At 64.4% G+C, this 16,595-nt stretch carries 14 protein-coding genes; 9 read left to right on the top strand and 5 right to left on the bottom strand.

Annotated elements, in window-relative coordinates:
- The first annotated feature begins 217 nt into the window (after positions 1-217).
- Entirely contained in the window at positions 218-880 is a 663-nt protein-coding gene (locus PAN31108_RS00275; RefSeq protein ID WP_150666920.1) for a DapH/DapD/GlmU-related protein, read from the top strand.
- A 239-nt stretch (positions 881-1,119) separates the two neighbouring features.
- On the top strand, positions 1,120-1,344 hold the full coding sequence (locus tag PAN31108_RS00270; protein ID WP_150666919.1) for a hypothetical protein: 225 nt from the start codon (positions 1,120-1,122) through the stop codon (positions 1,342-1,344).
- 27 nt (positions 1,345-1,371) lie between these two features.
- On the opposite strand, the gene PAN31108_RS00265 is transcribed toward PAN31108_RS00270, so the two are convergent.
- Entirely contained in the window at positions 1,372-1,881 is a 510-nt protein-coding gene (locus PAN31108_RS00265) for a hypothetical protein (RefSeq protein WP_150666918.1), read from the bottom strand.
- Positions 1,882-1,902: 21 nt separating this feature from the next.
- Between PAN31108_RS00265 and PAN31108_RS00260 the strand changes: the two genes are divergently transcribed.
- The 3 genes from PAN31108_RS00260 (at position 1,903) to PAN31108_RS00250 (ending at position 5,409) form a co-directional block, all read left to right on the top strand.
- Positions 1,903-3,003, top strand: coding sequence for an asparaginase (locus PAN31108_RS00260; RefSeq protein ID WP_217426268.1), 1,101 nt, complete (start codon positions 1,903-1,905; stop codon positions 3,001-3,003).
- A 313-nt stretch (positions 3,004-3,316) separates the two neighbouring features.
- The gene (locus tag PAN31108_RS00255; RefSeq protein WP_150666917.1) at positions 3,317-3,802 is read left to right on the top strand and encodes a DUF305 domain-containing protein; all 486 of its coding nucleotides are present in this window, start codon (positions 3,317-3,319) and stop codon (positions 3,800-3,802) included.
- 92 nt (positions 3,803-3,894) lie between these two features.
- Complete coding sequence (locus PAN31108_RS00250) at positions 3,895-5,409, top strand: YncE family protein (RefSeq protein WP_150666916.1); 1,515 nt, start codon at positions 3,895-3,897, stop codon at positions 5,407-5,409.
- 78 nt (positions 5,410-5,487) lie between these two features.
- Here the strand turns inward: PAN31108_RS00250 and PAN31108_RS00245 are convergent, their stop codons facing one another.
- From PAN31108_RS00245 to PAN31108_RS00235, 3 genes are all read right to left on the bottom strand, one after another.
- Positions 5,488-5,799 carry an AtuA-related protein gene (locus tag PAN31108_RS00245; protein WP_150666915.1) on the bottom strand — a complete coding sequence of 104 codons (312 nt, stop codon included), beginning with the start codon at positions 5,797-5,799 and terminating at the stop codon, positions 5,488-5,490.
- Positions 5,786-7,168 carry an acyclic terpene utilization AtuA family protein gene (locus tag PAN31108_RS00240; RefSeq protein WP_150666914.1) on the bottom strand — a complete coding sequence of 461 codons (1,383 nt, stop codon included), beginning with the start codon at positions 7,166-7,168 and terminating at the stop codon, positions 5,786-5,788. Before PAN31108_RS00240 ends, PAN31108_RS00245 begins: the two co-directional genes overlap by 14 nt.
- Positions 7,169-7,235: 67 nt before the next feature.
- Positions 7,236-8,540: a CitMHS family transporter gene (locus tag PAN31108_RS00235; RefSeq protein ID WP_150666913.1), complete on the bottom strand. Its 1,305-nt coding sequence runs from the start codon at positions 8,538-8,540 to the stop codon at positions 7,236-7,238.
- A 99-nt stretch (positions 8,541-8,639) separates the two neighbouring features.
- Here PAN31108_RS00235 and PAN31108_RS00230 point away from each other — a divergent pair, with 99 nt between their 5' ends.
- Entirely contained in the window at positions 8,640-9,563 is a 924-nt protein-coding gene (locus PAN31108_RS00230; protein ID WP_150667392.1) for a LysR family transcriptional regulator, read from the top strand.
- A 237-nt stretch (positions 9,564-9,800) separates the two neighbouring features.
- Entirely contained in the window at positions 9,801-11,516 is a 1,716-nt protein-coding gene (gene mqo / locus PAN31108_RS00225) for a malate dehydrogenase (quinone) (protein WP_150666912.1), read from the top strand.
- Positions 11,517-11,710: 194 nt separating this feature from the next.
- Here mqo and PAN31108_RS00220 read toward each other — a convergent pair whose 3' ends face one another.
- Positions 11,711-12,271 (bottom strand): hypothetical protein, encoded by a 561-nt coding sequence (locus PAN31108_RS00220; RefSeq protein ID WP_150666911.1) that lies wholly within the window; start codon positions 12,269-12,271, stop codon positions 11,711-11,713.
- A gap of 352 nt (positions 12,272-12,623) precedes the next feature.
- Between PAN31108_RS00220 and PAN31108_RS00215 the strand changes: the two genes are divergently transcribed.
- Together PAN31108_RS00215 and PAN31108_RS00210 are read left to right on the top strand one after the other, a co-directional pair.
- Positions 12,624-14,798 carry a hydantoinase/oxoprolinase family protein gene (locus tag PAN31108_RS00215; protein ID WP_150666910.1) on the top strand — a complete coding sequence of 725 codons (2,175 nt, stop codon included), beginning with the start codon at positions 12,624-12,626 and terminating at the stop codon, positions 14,796-14,798.
- Complete coding sequence (locus PAN31108_RS00210) at positions 14,795-16,492, top strand: hydantoinase B/oxoprolinase family protein (protein WP_150666909.1); 1,698 nt, start codon at positions 14,795-14,797, stop codon at positions 16,490-16,492. Before PAN31108_RS00215 ends, PAN31108_RS00210 begins: the two co-directional genes overlap by 4 nt.
- The last annotated feature ends 103 nt before the right edge of the window (positions 16,493-16,595 follow it).

Raw genomic sequence — 16,595 nt, 5'->3', positions numbered from 1 at the left:
TCCTGGACTCCGCAGCCATGTCTTCACCGTCCCGTCGTACAACGCCGGGGGAACGCTTGAAAGCCATTCAACGCGGCGCTGCCGTTGCCGGCGGGTGCCCGAACAACGGTGGCTTGCAGGCTTGCAGGGGCTCCCGGCGATAAATCTTGTCGACGATCGGACAGTATCGTGTCTGCGGATCGTCGCGTTCGTTCTGGTGCATGGAGGATAACGCGGTATGCAACGTATAAATTGCGGGGAAGGTGTCGATCCGTGGACGCGGGCTCGTGTACTGAGCGAGACGCCGGAGATCGATCCGACGTCGCTCGTTCGCGACAGCGATTTCGGGCGCTTCACGTATCTGGGGCCGAATTCGTCGGTGCGCGCGTCGTCGATCTACGATTACGGCTACGCGATGGGGACCAACCAGATCGCGCATGCGCAGATCGGCAAATTCGTGAACATTGCCACGGGCGTTCGCATCAATCCGTCGAATCATCCGATGTGGCGCGCGACGCTGCATCATTTCACCTATCGCTCCCGTTCGTACGGCATGTCGCTCGACGACGATGCCGAGATCTTCGACTGGCGGGCGCAGGATGCCGTCACGATCGGCCCCGACGTATGGATCGGGCACAACGCGATCATCATGCCGGGCGTGAGTATCGGCGCGGGGGCGGCGATCGGCTCGGGTGCGGTCGTGACGAAGGAGGTGCCGCCGTACGCCATCGTCGTCGGTGTGCCCGGCCGGGTCCTGAAGTTTCGCATGGACGAGCGCACCGCCGAGCGGATGCAGGCGATTGCCTGGTGGGACTGGAATCCGGCGCAATTGGACGCCGCTCTGGCGGATTTCCGGGCGCTGAGCGCGCAGGCGTTCGTGGAGAAGTACGATCGGTATTGAAAAACGCGGCCGGCGCGCCGGCAAATCAGCCGCGCCGTCGTCCGTGAAGGCCATTCCGGACTGTACGAAAAAACAGTCTTTTTCATTCCAAAATTCTGCTTTATCGTTTTACCGGCGTCATGGGTGGGCGCATTCATGCGCCCGTTTTTCGTGCAATAAGCAAATCGCAGTGCCGAGCAGGGGCCACTAACGACAAAGGACTGGCCTGCCGGCATGCAGTATGTGAGGAGCCGTCTGACATGGCAGCAATGTTGTCGTTTTCCTATAAAGGTTTCCGAATCGTCTGCACCGCCGTGCCTGCCCCTGACGGGAGGTGGCGCGGCATGGCCGAGGTCCTGAAGATCGCTGACGGCATATTGCGCGATCACCGGTTGAGCCAGATGGGCGGCACGATCCAACATGACGAAAGAGCCGCGCTCGACACCGCCACGGAACTTGCCAAGGCTTGGGTCGACGACCGCTAGGCGTAGCCCGAAGGCTCGCCCCATGTGTCAATCCAGCGCAGGCTCGCCGGCCACTTTCCGCTCGCGCAACTGCCGGAAGAATCTCGCATTGTGATGATCGGCGACGCGAAAAACATCGTCGGACGCGCGCGAGAGGGCGGCGAAAAGCAGGTCGAGCTCGTCGTGCTCCCGGGACGAAGCGCCGCAGCGCTTGATCAGCGAGCGGCGTATTTCGTCCATGGCTGCCTGCCTGAACCGGTCGAACGCCGCATCGGGCTTGCCGTCCAGATGGTTGATGTGAGCGAGCAGCATACCCAGCACCTGCGCATGCACGAGCGCCGTCGCCCGCTGTTCAATGGCCAGCACGTCGGTTTCCGTCATGACGTCCTCCATCAGACGTGAAGTGATGCGAACGAACGCATTTCCAGCATAGCACCGCCGCGCACGGGCAGCGATTTCGAACACAACCTTCGGCCTGTCGTCAAGAGGCTTTCCTCCCAACACCAAATTCGTCAATATGTCGGGCATCGCGCTTGCCGTCTGCGCGATGTTCGACAAACTACAAAATTGGAGCGAACTATGACGACGTCGAAGCCCCCTCGAGTAGTCCTGATGCATACGATGGCACTCGCCGCGCTGACCCTGAGCGCCGGCAGTTATCCCCTTACGGCCACAGCGGCCGATTCCACTGCGGCCAAGCCGCGCATTCTCGTCCTCGCCACCGGCGGCACCATCGCTAGCACCGGCGATGCACGCTCGGCCATCGGCTATAACGCCGGCGGCGTCACGGGCGAGCAATTGACGGCCAGCGTGCCCGGACTGGACAAGCTGGCGACCCTCAAGGCCGAGCAGATCTCGAACATCGGCTCGCAGGACATGGACAGCAAGGTCTGGTACCAGTTGGCAGACCGAATCAAACAGGCATTCGATCGCAATGAGGCCGACGGCGTCGTGATCACCCACGGCACCGACACGATGGAGGAGACGGCCTTTTTCCTCGACAATGTGCTGAGCACCCGCCAGCCCGTGGTGCTCGTCGGATCGATGCGCCCGAGCACGGCAGTCAGCGCCGACGGCCCCGGCAACCTTTATGAGGCCGTCAAGGTGGCCGCCAGCCCGCAGTCCGGCAATCGCGGCGTGCTCGTGGTCATGAACGACACGATTCACGGTCCGCGTTGGGTGACGAAAACGCATAGCACGTCCGTGCAGACGTTCGGCAACCCCAACAGCGGCCCGGTGGGTTACGTCGACCCCGCCTCGGTCCGGTATCTGTCACCGGCGCCGAACGCGCGTAAAGCCCCACTGGCCGTACCCGGCGGCGGGTTGCCGCGGGTGGACATCGTCTACGCCCATGCCGACATGGATGCCACGCAGATCGACGACGCCGTAAAGCGCAAAGCCAAGGGTATCGTGCTCGCGGGGGTCGGCGACGGCAACGCGAGCAAAACCGCGCTCGATGCACTGGAAGCGGCAGCGAAGCAGGGCGTCGTCGTCGTCCGGTCGTCGCGGGTCGGAAGCGGCTTCGTCAATCGCAACGTCGAAGTCTCCGACGACAAGACGGGGTTTGTCGTCTCGTACGATCTGAACCCGCAAAAAGCGCGCGTGCTCACGCAATTGCTCATCGGTAACGGCGTCAGCGCATCGGACAGGGTGCAGAAAGCGTTCGACGCGACGTTTTGATCATGTGATCGTGTGATCGGCCGAAGGACCGGACAACCGTCCAGCCGGCCAGCGTCACGTTCTGTCGACGGTGCTGCGGATGCAGCGTATCGCCCACCGCAGCACCGCAGCACCTCAGCACCTCAGCCACCGGCGCGGGGACACACTTCCCGACGTCGTTTATTCCGACGCGCCTATCCCCACGCGCCTGTTCCCGCCACCACCGAGCATTTCCGAAAGACGTGAAGCGCGCCCCGCGCACGGAATAGAACCCCTTCCGGCCGTGTATACCCCTTTGCACCCCGCATGTGCGGGAGATATCGAGAGGGCGGCCATGCTATCCGTTTCACGTTTTCGCAACACTTCATTACGCCACCGGCTGAGCGCAGCGTCGGCGGCGGTGTCATTCGCCGTCGCGGCGGTGGTCGCGACACCGCCCCTGGCGCATGCCTCACCCGCCGCACCGTCCCCGGACGAAGCGGCCTTCCTTCAGGAGAACGACGTCGCCATGGATCGCATGATGCGAGACATGACCGTCAAGCCTGGCGGCGACATCGACCACGATTTCGTCGCGATGATGATTCCCCACCATCAGGGCGCCATCGACATGGCGCAGGCCGAACTGCGTTACGGCAAGAACGAACAACTGCGCCGCATCGCGCAGGAAATCATCGTCGAACAGCAGCAGGAAATCATTGCCATGCGCATCGCGCTCGGGCAACCGCTGCCCCCTTCGGCGCCCGCACCGACAGGGGCGGCGCGCGATGCCTCGTCGCCGGCCGGCGCGGTGTCCGCGATGCACCACCACCACGGCGAGTAAATCGCCGATATCCCGACTCATGCGACGGACCGCGCGCGTCTGCGCCTTCCATCGCGCTCGCATGCTCACGTGAATCGTTCTCAGGAGACCCCATGATTCGCAAACCCTTGTCCGCCATCGCACGCGCCACTTTGCTGGCCGTGCAACTGACCACGCCTGTGGCCGCATTCGTCGCACCGCTCGCGATCGCCCCGGCACACGCCGGGCAGGCGCCCGGCGCGCTGTCGTCGCCGGACATCCCCATCAGCCACAGAGACCGTCTGTACGCCGCCGAGCAGTTCTCCAACACGGTGTCCGTGACCGATACGGTCGATAACAAACTGCTCGGCGTGATCCGTCTGGGCGATCCGTCACCGGGCAACTTCAGCCCGCTGTATCGCGGCCAGGTGCTCGTGCATGGCATGGGCTTCTCGCCCGATCACCACACGCTGGCGGTCGTCTCCATCGGCTCGAATTCCGTCACGTTCATCGACACGCAAACCAATACGGTCAAGCACACGACCTACGTGGGTCGCTCGCCCCACGAGGCGTTTTATACGCCGGACGGCAAGGAAGTCTGGGTGACCGTTCGCGGCGAAAACTATGTCGCCGTGCTCGATGCGACGACCTTCGAGGAAAAAACGCGCATCGTCACGCCGGCCGGCCCGGGCATGCAGATTTTCTCGCCCGACGGCAAATACGGGTACATCTGCTCGTCCTTCAATCCGGAGACGAAAGTCGTCTCGGTCGCGGACCACCGCATCGTGGGCACGGTCAAACAGGAGAGTCCCTTCTGCCCGAATATCGCCGCCACGCCAGACGGCAAGCAAGTGTGGTTCACCCTCAAGGACGTGGGCCGCACGCAAGTGTTCGACGCGCGGCCGCCGTTCGCGCTCATCAAGACGATCGACACCGGCCCGATCACCAATCACGTGAACTTCGCGCATACGTCAGCAGGTACGCTGGCTTATGTGAGCATCGGCGGTCTCAATCAGGTCAAGGTCTTCCGCACGGACGACTTCTCGCAGATCGCGACCATCGATGTGGGCAATCTGCCGCATGGGGTCTGGCCGTCGGCGGACGGATCGCGCGTGTATGTGGGGCTAGAGAACGCCGATGCGCTGGCCGCCATCGATACGTCGTCGCAGCGTGTCGTCGCGACGATCCCCATCGGGCAGGCGCCGCAAGCCATTGCCTACGTGCCCAATGCGGTGCCGCAGGGCGATGGCCTGGAGAATTTGCAACCGCTCGGGGTCGCGGGCCGAGCCGCGCATCTGACGCTGGCGCCGGCGGGCGGTAACACGGCCCATGCGCCGACCAGCGTGACGCTGTTCGATCAGGGGCTGGTACAGGTGCTGCAAGCGTCCGTCACCGGCCTGACGCCCAAGTCGCCGTACGTGCTGGCGCTCTCGGAGAACGCCGACGGCAGCGGCGACTTGCAGGCGCTGGCGTCGTTCATGACGAACCCGGCAGGCTCGGCCATCGTGAACTCCATCGGTGCGATCCGTCAGGTGGTGTCGCCCGATGCGGGAGACGCGAAGCGCCCGACCGACAAGCGTCGCTATCTGGTCGTGGCGCCGCAAGTCGACGGCAAGCCGGGCGCGCCGGTGCAGGTGCAACGTCTGTAAGACGCACGTCCCGGTGCGCGCGCATGGGAGGCGGCGCAGGGGGGAAGAGGGCGGCCGAATCCGGGTCGCCATCTTCCGTCAGGCCGGCGCCGCGATATCGAGGTCCATCAAGGCGGAACTGAGCGATTTGCCATGCGCGTCGAGCGCGAGGGAGCGCGTCACACCGCCGCCGAGCGCCTTGCCCAGCACGAAATTGAAGGCGGCCAGATTCGGCAGTTCGTAACGCACGACCTCGCCGCGCACGACGTCGCCCAGAAACGCTTTGACGCGCTCGGGCGTCACTTCGTCGCGCAGGTGCGCATAGTGCCGCGCGTCGAAGCACACGAGCGAGACATTGAGCGTGTTGCCCTTATCACCGGTACGCGAATGCGCCAGTTCACGCAGCTTCATCTTGCGCCTCCACAAAAGTGAATGTTGGCCTGGCGTGCTCTCGCCCGAGCAGAACGGATTGAACGGCGAGCACTTCGCGCACCGATTTGGTCGCTCCGCCGCCGCCCGCCGGACCGTTCGTGTACAACGTCTCGACTTCGTTAACGATACGCATGGCCTCCTGTGCCGACGCGGTACGTCCGGCCACGCGCACCCGCACCTCGTAAGGTTCGGCGTGACGTGTCCCGGCCGTCTCGCCGTGCAGCGCGTTCATGCCGATCAGGTCGAAGCGAAGCTCGCTCGTCGCCACACCGGTGATTGCGAGGCGCTCGCGCACGATATCGGCGGCCAGGCGAGCGCGCGCCACGGCCCCCGGTCCCGCGTAGGCTATTTGCCCCTCGCCGATGAACCCGTCCACATACCCGACCGATACCTTGAGTGTGTCCGTGCGAGGCGCGCCGCGCCCGCCGACGACCTTGACGCGATCGGGGGCTTCCTCCTCCACGCCAACCTGCGAGAAATCTGCGACGACATCCGGCTGGAGATAGCGCTGAGGGTCGTGGATTTCGTACAGCAATTGTTCCTTGCATGTCGCAGGCGTCACCTGTCCGCCGGCCTGCGGGACTTTCGTGATGACGACCGCCCCGTCCGACGACACCTCGCCGATGGGGAATCCGAGCCTGGCGAGGTCCTTCACGTCCTTGTAGCCCGGATCGGCGAAGTAGCCGCCTGTGACTTGTCCCGCGCATTCCAGCAAGTGACCGACGACCGTCGCCTGACCCAGCGTGTCCCAGTCGTCCATGCGCCAGCCGAATTCGTGGATCAACGGCGCGGTGAACAAGGACGGATCGGCGACGCGCCCCGTCAAAACGATTTGCGCACCGGCAGCGAGCGCCTCGACGATCGCGCTCGCCCCCAGGTAGGCATTCGCAGACACGATGCGTTCGCGAAACGCGGCGACATGCTCGCCGGTCTCCTCGAACGTCGCGTCGGCCGCGAGCACGACATCGAGCACGTCGTCGCCCGTTACCGCAGCGATTCTGACGTTACCCAGTCCCAGCCGACGCGCGATCTCGGCCGTCTTGCGGGCCGCAGCAAGCGGATTGGCCGCGCCCATGTTGGAAATGATGCGCACACCGTTGCGCAGCGCGGCGGGTAGCACTGCCGTCATGCGCGCTTCAAGCAACGGATCGTAACCGTGCTCGGGCGATCGACGACGCGCCTGTTGGGCGATGGCGATGGTGCGCTCGGCGAGGCATTCGAAAACGAGATAGTCGAGCGCGCCGTGTTCGGCGAGTTCGACCGCCGGTTCGATGCGGTCGCCGGAGTAGCCGGCGCCCGCGCCGATCCTCACGGTGCGGCCCGACGGATAGCTTGGCTTGCCTGTCATGCGTTCAGGTCCATGGAAAAAGGGGGCGCGCACCCAGGGCGATGACTGCGCGTCGTGCAGGTGATATTCAAAGCGGAAACACGCCGAGCGCGACGCTGGCGATCGTCATGACGATGGACGCGCCGAACAACAGCGGGAACGTGAATTTCTGATGGTCCGCGAGATCGATGCGGCACAGACCGACCACGAGGAACGTCGCAGGGGTGAGCGGGCTCACCGGAAAGCCGGTCGTCATCTGCCCGAGCAGCGCAGCCTGACCGACATGCACCGCCGGCACGCCGAGTTGGCCGGCGACCTCCGCAATCACGGGCAGCACGCCGAAATAGAACGAGTCGGGATCGAACAACATGCTCAGCGGCATCGAGGCGAGGCCCAGCGCCACCGGAATGTGGCTGGCCATGCCCGGCGGCACGAAGCCTACGGCCGCCTGCGCCATCGCCTTGAGCATGCCGCTGCCCTGCATCACCCCGGTGAAGACACCGGCGGCGAGCAGGATACCCGCCATCATGAGCGCGGCGCGGGCATGGGCGTCAATGCGCTTGCGCTGCATCTCGACGTCCGGGTAGTTCACGAGCAGCGCCACGCACAGCCCGACCATGAACATGATGGCCGGCGGAATCTTCTCGCCCATCACCACCATGGTGCCGAGCACGATCAGCGTGAGCACGATGTTGAACCAGAACAGCCCGGGGCGGCGCAACGCTTGCGCCTCGGGCGAGAGTTCGCGCCTGGGCATCGGGATCGCGCCGCTCGCCGCCGTCAGCCCCAGACGCTTCTCTTCACGCCGGCCGAGCCAGTACGCCATGCCGAAGACGAAAACCAGCCCGATGGCCTGGACCGGGATCAGCGGATTGAAAAGACTCGAGACCGGCAGATGCAGCGACGCCGACGCGCGAATCATCGGCCCCGTCCACGGCAGAAAGTTGATGCCGGCGGCCATCGATACGGCCGCGGCCAGTACGCGACGATCCATGCCCAGACGGTCGTAGAGCGGCAGCATGGCGGGAATCGTCACGAGGAAACAGACGGCGCCGGACCCGTCGAGGTGAATCAGCAGGGCGAGCAGCGTCGTGCCCATGACGATGCGCGTCGGGCGAGTGCCGACGGCCTTGAGAATCCGGTCGATGATCGGGTCGAGCGTGCCGGCATCGGTGATCGTGCCGAAATACAGAATGGCGAAGACGAACATGCCGACGACGGGCGCGAGACTCTTCAGGCCGTCGAGCACGAACTTGCTCGTCTGGAAGCCGAAGCCGCCGACGAGCGACGCCACGATCGGCACGATGATGAGCGCCACGAGCGGCGACATGCGTTTCGACAGGATCGCGCCGAGCAGCACGACGATGGTAGCCAGCCCCAGTAACGGCAGCATGTGCTTGTCTCCAATGTTGTTTTTTAATGCGATGGAGCGTAAGTTGACGGCTTTGATAACGCAATTGAAATGATTTGATTGCAGCAATCACAAACCATAATTGATCTGAACCTGCGGGACATTCGGGCGTTTATCGCCGTGGCGCGGCACGGCAGCTTCACGCGTGCCGCCACGCAATTGCATTTGTCGCAACCGGCACTGACCGTCCAGATCCGGCGTCTGGAGGAGACGGTGGGCGTGCGTCTGTTCGACCGCAACAGTCGGAACGTGGCGCTCACCCCGACCGGACGCGAGCTGTTGCCCGTGCTGGCGAAGTCGCTGCACGACATGGAGCATGTGCTGATCGATGCCCGGGCGCTGGGCGACGGCGCCAGCGGCACGGTGCGCATGGCCTGTTTGCCGACGTTCGCCGCCAGTGAATTGCCCGAATTGATTCAGCAGATGAATGTGGCCGTGCCGCGCGCGGGCTTTTACATCCGGGACGCCGTCGCTGGCGTGGTCGAAGCGCTCGTGCGCGACGAAGACGTCGACATCGGCCTGACCGGCGGCGAGTGGAAAGACCCGGCCTTCGACGTGCTGTATGCGGGCGCCGATCATCTCGTTGCCGTGTTGCCGCCCGGACATGCACTCGCGCGGCGCAAACGCCTTGCGCTGGCGGATCTGGCCGCCGTGCCGCTGGTGCTCACGGCACAGGGCACCAGCGTGCGGGCCGTGGTGGACGGTGCGTTCGCCAGTGGCGGATGCGCACCGGCCATTGCCTGCGAGCCCACCTACATGATGACGGCCGTCGCCATGGTGCGCGCAGGGCTCGGTGTCACGATCCTGCCGGCGTCGGCGCGTGAAGTCAGAGCGGAACCGCAATTGCGGGTGCGTCCGATCGACCACGACGCGTTCTCGCGTCCCATCGCGCTGATCAAAAAACGGGGACGGACATTGCCGCCGGTCACACAAACGTTCGTGGGTATGGTGCTCGATCGGCTGGCCGCGTCAACCTTGGGAGGATCGCCAGGCGCGTCGCAGTGACCGCCGATAATGGAATCCTGCCTGGCGAATACGTATCCGACCCCCTTTCATCCTAGGGTTTCCACTTAGAGTTTTGTGAGTTTGCGTTACAATCCGCGCTTCGAAACGCTCGGCGTGTGAGATCTCCCAATTCGCCGATGTGCAGACATATTGCGTCTTTCGGGCTGCATCGACGCCGGCAAGCGCCGCGTCAGAGCGATCCGACGACGCCAGACGTTATTTTTGAGGGTGACTCCCATGACGCAAACGGACAACAAGACGGCGCCTGGTCGCGGCGGCAAGCCTTTCACCCGACGCAAGTTCCTCGCCGCGGCGGTCGGCGCGGCCGCCGTATGGGGCGGCTATTCGTACTTCTTCGGCAGCCAGTACCGTGCTGCGAAGGCGGACCGCAAGGTCGACGTGCTGCTCATTGGCGGCGGCATCATGAGCGCGACCCTCGGCGTCTATCTGAAGGAACTGCAACCGGACTGGACGTGTGAGGTTTTCGAGCGCCTGGACAAGGTCGCGGAAGAAAGCTCGAACGGCTGGAACAACGCCGGCACGGGCCATTCGGCGCTTTGCGAACTGAATTACACGCCGATGGACGATAAGGGCAACGTCCATATCACCCAGGCCATCAACATCAACGAGAACTTCCAGATTTCGCGCCAGTTCTGGTCGCATCAGGTGCGCCAGGGCGTGCTCGGCAATCCGCGCGAGTTCATCAATTCGACGCCGCATATGAACCTCGTGTTCGGCGAGGAAAACCGCGAGTTCATTCGCAAGCGCGTCGAGGCGCTGAAGGCGTCTGCGCTGTTCGCCGGCATGGAGATGACGACCGACCCGGCAAAGATCGCCGAATGGATTCCGATCATGATGGAAGGGCGCAAGCCCGACGAGGTGGTGACGGCCACGCGTTCGCCGCTCGGCACCGACGTGAATCTGGGCGAAATCACGCGCCAGTTCTATTCGCATCTGACCGCTAAGGCGGGCGTGAAGCTCACGACCGGCTACGAAGTTCGCTCCATCACGCGTAACGAGGACGGCACCTGGCGCGTGTCTGCGTTCGACATGAACGACAGCTCGAAGATCCAGACGGTCGACGCGCGCAACCTGTTCATCGGCGCGGGCGGCGCGGCCCTGCCGCTGCTCCAGTTGTCCGGGATTCCCGAAGCGAAGCAGTACGGCGGCTTTCCGGTCGGCGGCGAATTCCTCGTCACGGAAAAGCCCGAGATCGCATCGCGCCATCTCGCGAAGGTCTACGGTCTGGCCGATACCGGCTCGCCGCCGATGTCGGTGCCTCACCTCGATACGCGGGTGCTCGACGGCAAGAAGGTCATCCTGTTCGGACCGTTCGCCACGTGGTCGAGCAAGTTCCTGAAGAACGGCTCGTACTTCGATCTGGCCAAGGCGGCGACCCCGTCGAACATCGTTCCGCAGTTGCAGGTCGGCGTTCACGAGTTCGCACTGGTGAAGTACCTCGCCCAGCAGTTGGCGCTGTCGCACGAGGAAAAAATGGCGGCGTTGCGTCACTACATGCCGGAAGCGAAGGACGAAGACTGGCGTCTGTGGGAAGCCGGTCAGCGCGTGCAGATCATCAAGAACGATCCGGAGAAGGGCGGCGTGCTCAAGCTCGGCACGGAAGTCGTGGTGTCGGGCGACCGTTCGGTCTCCGCGCTGCTGGGCGCCTCGCCGGGCGGCTCGACCTCGCCGGCGATCATGCTGTCGCTGCTGGAGCGTGTTTTCCCCGAACAGATGAAAACGCCCGCGTGGCAGCAGAAGATTCGCGAAATCGTGCCGAGCTACGGCAAGAAACTCAACGAGCATCCCGATCTGCTCGCCACGGAATGGGCGACGACGGCACAAACGCTGCAACTGGCGATCGCGCCGCCGAGCCTCGACGGTGTCGCGCCGGCCGCCGCACCGATGGCGAACCCCGGGGTGGTGAAAAAAGTGCCGGATATGGCGCTGTGAGATCGGCGCGGCGCACGTGCTGACCCCCGGTGCGCCGCCGGATATTTCGCGAGAAAAGCAGGGCTACGAATTGTCTCGTAGCCCTTTTCGTTTGCATGATCGACGCGTTGACGAGACTGAAAAACGGGGAGTAACGCATGATATGAACGCGGTCGCCCCCCTTATGGCCGCGACCGGATCGAGAGATTGCAGGATCAGCCAATCCGCTGAAAAATCCGTAACGTCTTGAAGTCGCCGATCTCGACGAAGGTCGGATCTTTCGACCAGTTGGCGATGATCGGCATCGCCAACTGGTACGCCGACGATCCTTTGTAAAACAGCAAATGCCCGTGGGGCGCGATGTGGCGCGCAAAGAGATCGAGTAGCGATTCGTCCGTCATCGCGCCGTATCGGCTGTTCGACTCGTCGCGGAACTCACACAGGTGGAACAGGGTGACGACGTCGAACATGGGCAGCAGCGCCGGATGGCTCGTGTAAATGTCGCCGAAGTACGCGACGTAGGTCTTGCTGATCTCCGGTCGCCGCGTGACCAGATCGATGTACGACTTGTACTCCTTCGCAGACGCCGTGATGCCCAGCACGGTGTTGTTCAAGTGCGCCTGCGCGCACTCCACGCCGACGTGGTGATGGCCTCCGGTGCCGAAATGGTAGATTCGTGCGCCGCTCAGACCCACCGATTCCAGCCATTCGACAAAGTGCACGTCGCAGGGACACTCCCGGGTGCGCAAATCCCAATACTTCTTCCACGTATTCATCGGCATTCGATAGGCCTCGTAGATGCTTCACAGCGATAGGGGGCGCCGGATCGCCCCGGTTCGCAGGGCAAAACGGCGGCGAATCATGTTCGGCACGATACCGGCGGATTGCGCGCGGCACTGTCGAGATCTGTGCATCTTCGTGGCAATGTGTCGTGATCGCCCCTCCATGGCTGCGCCGCACGCCGACGGCTAAGGGTTTTCACTGGCCTAGTCAGGCTTGCTCTCGCGCATCAAATTTCTTGTTTGTGCGTGCCGGGAGGCATCGCAGATCATATTTCGAAAGGGAAGTCCACCACGATCCACTCGGATCGACGGGGCTTTCCGTCCACTCTGGGCACGACATCGAAATATGGATAACAGCAAGACAATCATCCGTGCGGGCGTCGATATCGGCGGAACGTTTACCGACGTTGCGCTCGAATGCGGCGCACACCTGTACACCGCCAAAGTCCTGACCGACTACACGCAGCCCGAGCGGGCCATCGTGGCAGGTCTGCAGGCCGCCGCACGCGAGGCGGGCATCGCCATGGCCGACATCGGCACCATCATTCACGGCACGACGCTCGCCACCAACGCCTTGATCGAGCGCCGTGGCGCGCGCACCGCCTTCGTCACCTCGACCGGCTTTCGCGATGTCATCGAAATGCGCACCGAAGGTCGCTTCGAGCAGTACGACCTGGGCATTGAACTGCCCCCGCCGCTGATCGCCCGTCAGGACCGCTTCACCGTGGCGGGCCGCCTGGACGCCAACGGCGACGAACTGGCGCCGCTGTCGATGACCGATGTCGATGCCGTGATCGAGCAGTTGCGGGATGGCCGGTTCGAGAGCGTTGCCATCGGACTGATGCACGCCTATCGCAACGGCGCGCATGAACGCGCCGTACGCGAGCGCATCGCGCAGGCGCTGCCTGACCTGTCGATCTCGCTGTCGTGCGAAGTCTCGCCCCAGATCCGCGAGTTCGAGCGTTTCAATACGGTGTGCGCCAACGCGTACGTCAAGCCGCTGATGTCGTCGTATCTGAACCGTCTGTCGGGCGCCTTGGCCGAGGCGGGCATGACATGCCCGCTATACCTCATCCACTCGGGCGGGGGGCTCATCTCGCTGGGCAGCGCCTCGGCGTTCCCGGTGCGCCTGCTCGAATCCGGCCCAGCAGGCGGCGCGATCTATGCGAGCGACGTCGCCGCACGCTACGGCGAGGAGAACGTGGTGTCGTTCGACATGGGGGGCACCACGGCCAAGATCTGCCTGATCGAACACCACACGCCGAAAACGGCGCGCGTCTTCGAGGTGGCCCGCACGTATCGCTTCAAGAAGGGCAGCGGCATGCCGATCTCGATTCCCGTGATCGAGATGGTGGAGATCGGCGCAGGCGGTGGCTCGATTGCCCATGTGGACAATCTGCGTCAGGTGCGTGTCGGACCGGAGAGCGCGGCATCGGAACCGGGACCGGCGTGTTACGGCCGGGGGGGACAACGCCCGACGGTGACAGACGCCGACCTGCTGCTGGGCAAACTCGATCCGGAACGTTTCGCCGGCGGCAGCATGCGCCTCGATCGCAATGCATCGGTCGCCGCGATGGCGCACGATGTGGCCGGCCCGCTGGGCGGTGACGCAGTGCAGGGCGCTTACGCCGTGGCCGAAGTCGTCGACGAGAACATGGCCAACGCCGCGCGCATGCATGCCGTGGAGAACGGCCGCGATCTCGCGCAGTACACGATGATCGCCTATGGCGGCGCGGCGCCGCTGCATGCCGTGCGGCTGTGCGAAAAACTCGGCATCCGCCGTCTGTTGGTCCCGGCAGGTGCGGGCGTGGGGTCGGCCATCGGGTTCCTGCGTGCGCCGTTCTCCTATGAGTCGTTGCGCAGCGCCGTGATGCGACTGGGCGAATTCCAGCCGGCAACGGTCAATGCGCTGCTCGACGAGATGGAAACGGAGGTCAGTGCGTTCCTGCGCGACGCGGGCCACGACGGCGACGTCGTTCATGAACTGCGCGCCTATATGCGCTACGCGGGGCAGGGGTGGGAGATCCCCATCGATGTCGCCGCACAGCGTTTCGACGCCACCAGTCCGGCGATGCTGCGCGAGCGCTTTGTCGCAGCCTACGTCGCCTTGTTCGGCCATGAGGTGGATGGGCTGGATGTCGAAGTGGTGAGCTGGTCGTTGTCGCTGCGCACGCCCATGCCGGCCGTGGTGGCCGCACCTGCCCCTACAGCGTCTACCGCCTCCACAGCCTCCGGCACCGCCAAAGCGCAAGTCGAGCCGCTGAGCTGGCGCGACGTGTTCGACGCGAAATCGGGGCGGCCCCATCGCTGCGCCATCCATTCGCGAGACACCTTGCCGCACGGGGTGGCCATCGACGGTCCACTGATCGTCGTCGAGCGCGAAACATCCACCTATGTCAGCCCGGATTACCGGGTCACCCGCCAACAGGACGATTGCCTGCTGGTCGAATGCCGCGAAGGCGCCCCCACCGGCGCGTTGCACGCCGTACGTGAAATCGAAGTCGAAGGAGCCGTGAAATGAGCCAGGCCATTGCCGTACATCACCAGATCATGTGGAACCGCCTGATCTCGGTCGTCGAAGAACAGGCCGTCACGCTGATGCGCACGGCATTTTGCACCAGCGTGCGCGAAGCCGGCGACCTGTCCGCCGGGGTCTTCGATCGCAAGGGCCGCATGATCGCGCAGGCGGTCACGGGCACGCCGGGGCACGTCAATTCCATGGCCGAGTCGGTGGGGCATTTCGTGCGCATCTTCGGCGAGTCAGGCGTGCAGGATGGCGACGTGCTCGTCACCAACGATCCCTGGATGGGCACAGGACACCTGCACGACATCACGGTCGTCACACCGGTGTTTCGGGCCGGGCGCCTGATCGGATACTTTGCGTCGACCGCGCACGTGGTCGACATCGGCGGGCGCGGCTTCGGCCCGGATGCGGGGGACGTGTTCGAAGAAGGTCTGTGCCTGCCGCCCATGAAACTGTACAAGCGTGGCGTACTCAACGAGGACCTCATCGCGATCTTGCGCACCAACGTACGTGAGCGCGATCAGGTTGTTGGCGACTTCCAGTCGCTGGCCGCGTGCAACGACACCGGACGCCGCCGGCTGCAATCGATGCTCGACGAGTTCGCGCTGGCCGATCTGGAAACGCTCGCCGAGTTCATCTTCGCGCACAGCGAACGGGCGACGCGCGAACGTATCGCCGCGATTCGCAACGCCGCGCAGCGCTACGAGATGACCGTCGATGGCTACGAAAGCCCGGTGACGATGCGTGTGTGCGTGCAAGCGGACGGCGACACGCTGCGTGCCGACTTCGCGGGCACGTCGGGAACCAGCCGCTATGGCATCAACGTGCCGCTGACCTATACCAAGGCGTATGCGTGCTACGCGCTCAAATGCGCCATTGCGCCGGAAATTCCAAACAATTGGGGCTCGCTGCTGCCGTTCGAGATCACCGCGCCCGAGGGTTGCATCCTCAATGCGCCGCGGCCGTGCCCGGTGTCCGTGCGTCACGTGCTCGGCCACCTGATTCCGGACGTCATTCTGGGCGCACTTCAGCCGCTATGCCCGGACGTGGTGCCGGCCGAAGGGGCCAGTGCACTGTGGAATTTGCAGATGCGCTTCGAAGGCGTGACCGACGAGACACGTCATCGCCAGTTCGAGGTGCTGATGTTCAACACCGGGGGCACGGGCGCGCGCCCGAATCGCGACGGCATGAGCGCGACGGCCTTCCCGAGCGGTGTGCATGCAATGTCGGTCGAGGTGACGGAAAGCGTCGGTCCCATCGTCATCTGGCGCAAGGAACTTCGCCCCGACTCGGCAGGCGTCGGGCGCTGGCGCGGCGGGCTCGGGCAGCACATCGAGATCGGCGCGCGCGAAGGCTACCGCTTCAGTCTCAATGCGATGTTCGATCGGGTGGACCATCCGGCACGCGGCCACAACGGCGGCGGCGCCGGCGCGGCTGGGCGTGTTGCGCTCGACGACGGCACGACGCTTCGCGGCAAGGGCAAGCAGCCGATGCCGGCGGGACGGCGTCTCGTTCTGGACTTGCCGGGCGGCGGCGGTAACGGCCAGGCGGCCGAGCGGGCAGAGGCGCTGGTTCGACGCGATGTGGCGGCCGGCTACCTCAGTCTGACGCAGGCGACGAAGGCATACCCCCATGCCTTCGACACGGCGGCAACCCCAACGCCAACCTCGACCTCGACCTCGACCGTCTGACCGACGGGAGGACGCCCCCGCGCGGGGGGCCGCATCGTACCGATGATGCAGCCCCCTCCGAGCGGCGCATTTCCCCCGACGGCCCACATCGACAACATGACGA

Source organism: Pandoraea anhela, from assembly GCF_902459655.1.
Taxonomy (GTDB): domain Bacteria; phylum Pseudomonadota; class Gammaproteobacteria; order Burkholderiales; family Burkholderiaceae; genus Pandoraea; species Pandoraea anhela.
The sequence above is the reverse complement of the archived record's forward strand: the minus strand, read 5'-3'. Positions and strand labels throughout refer to the sequence as shown.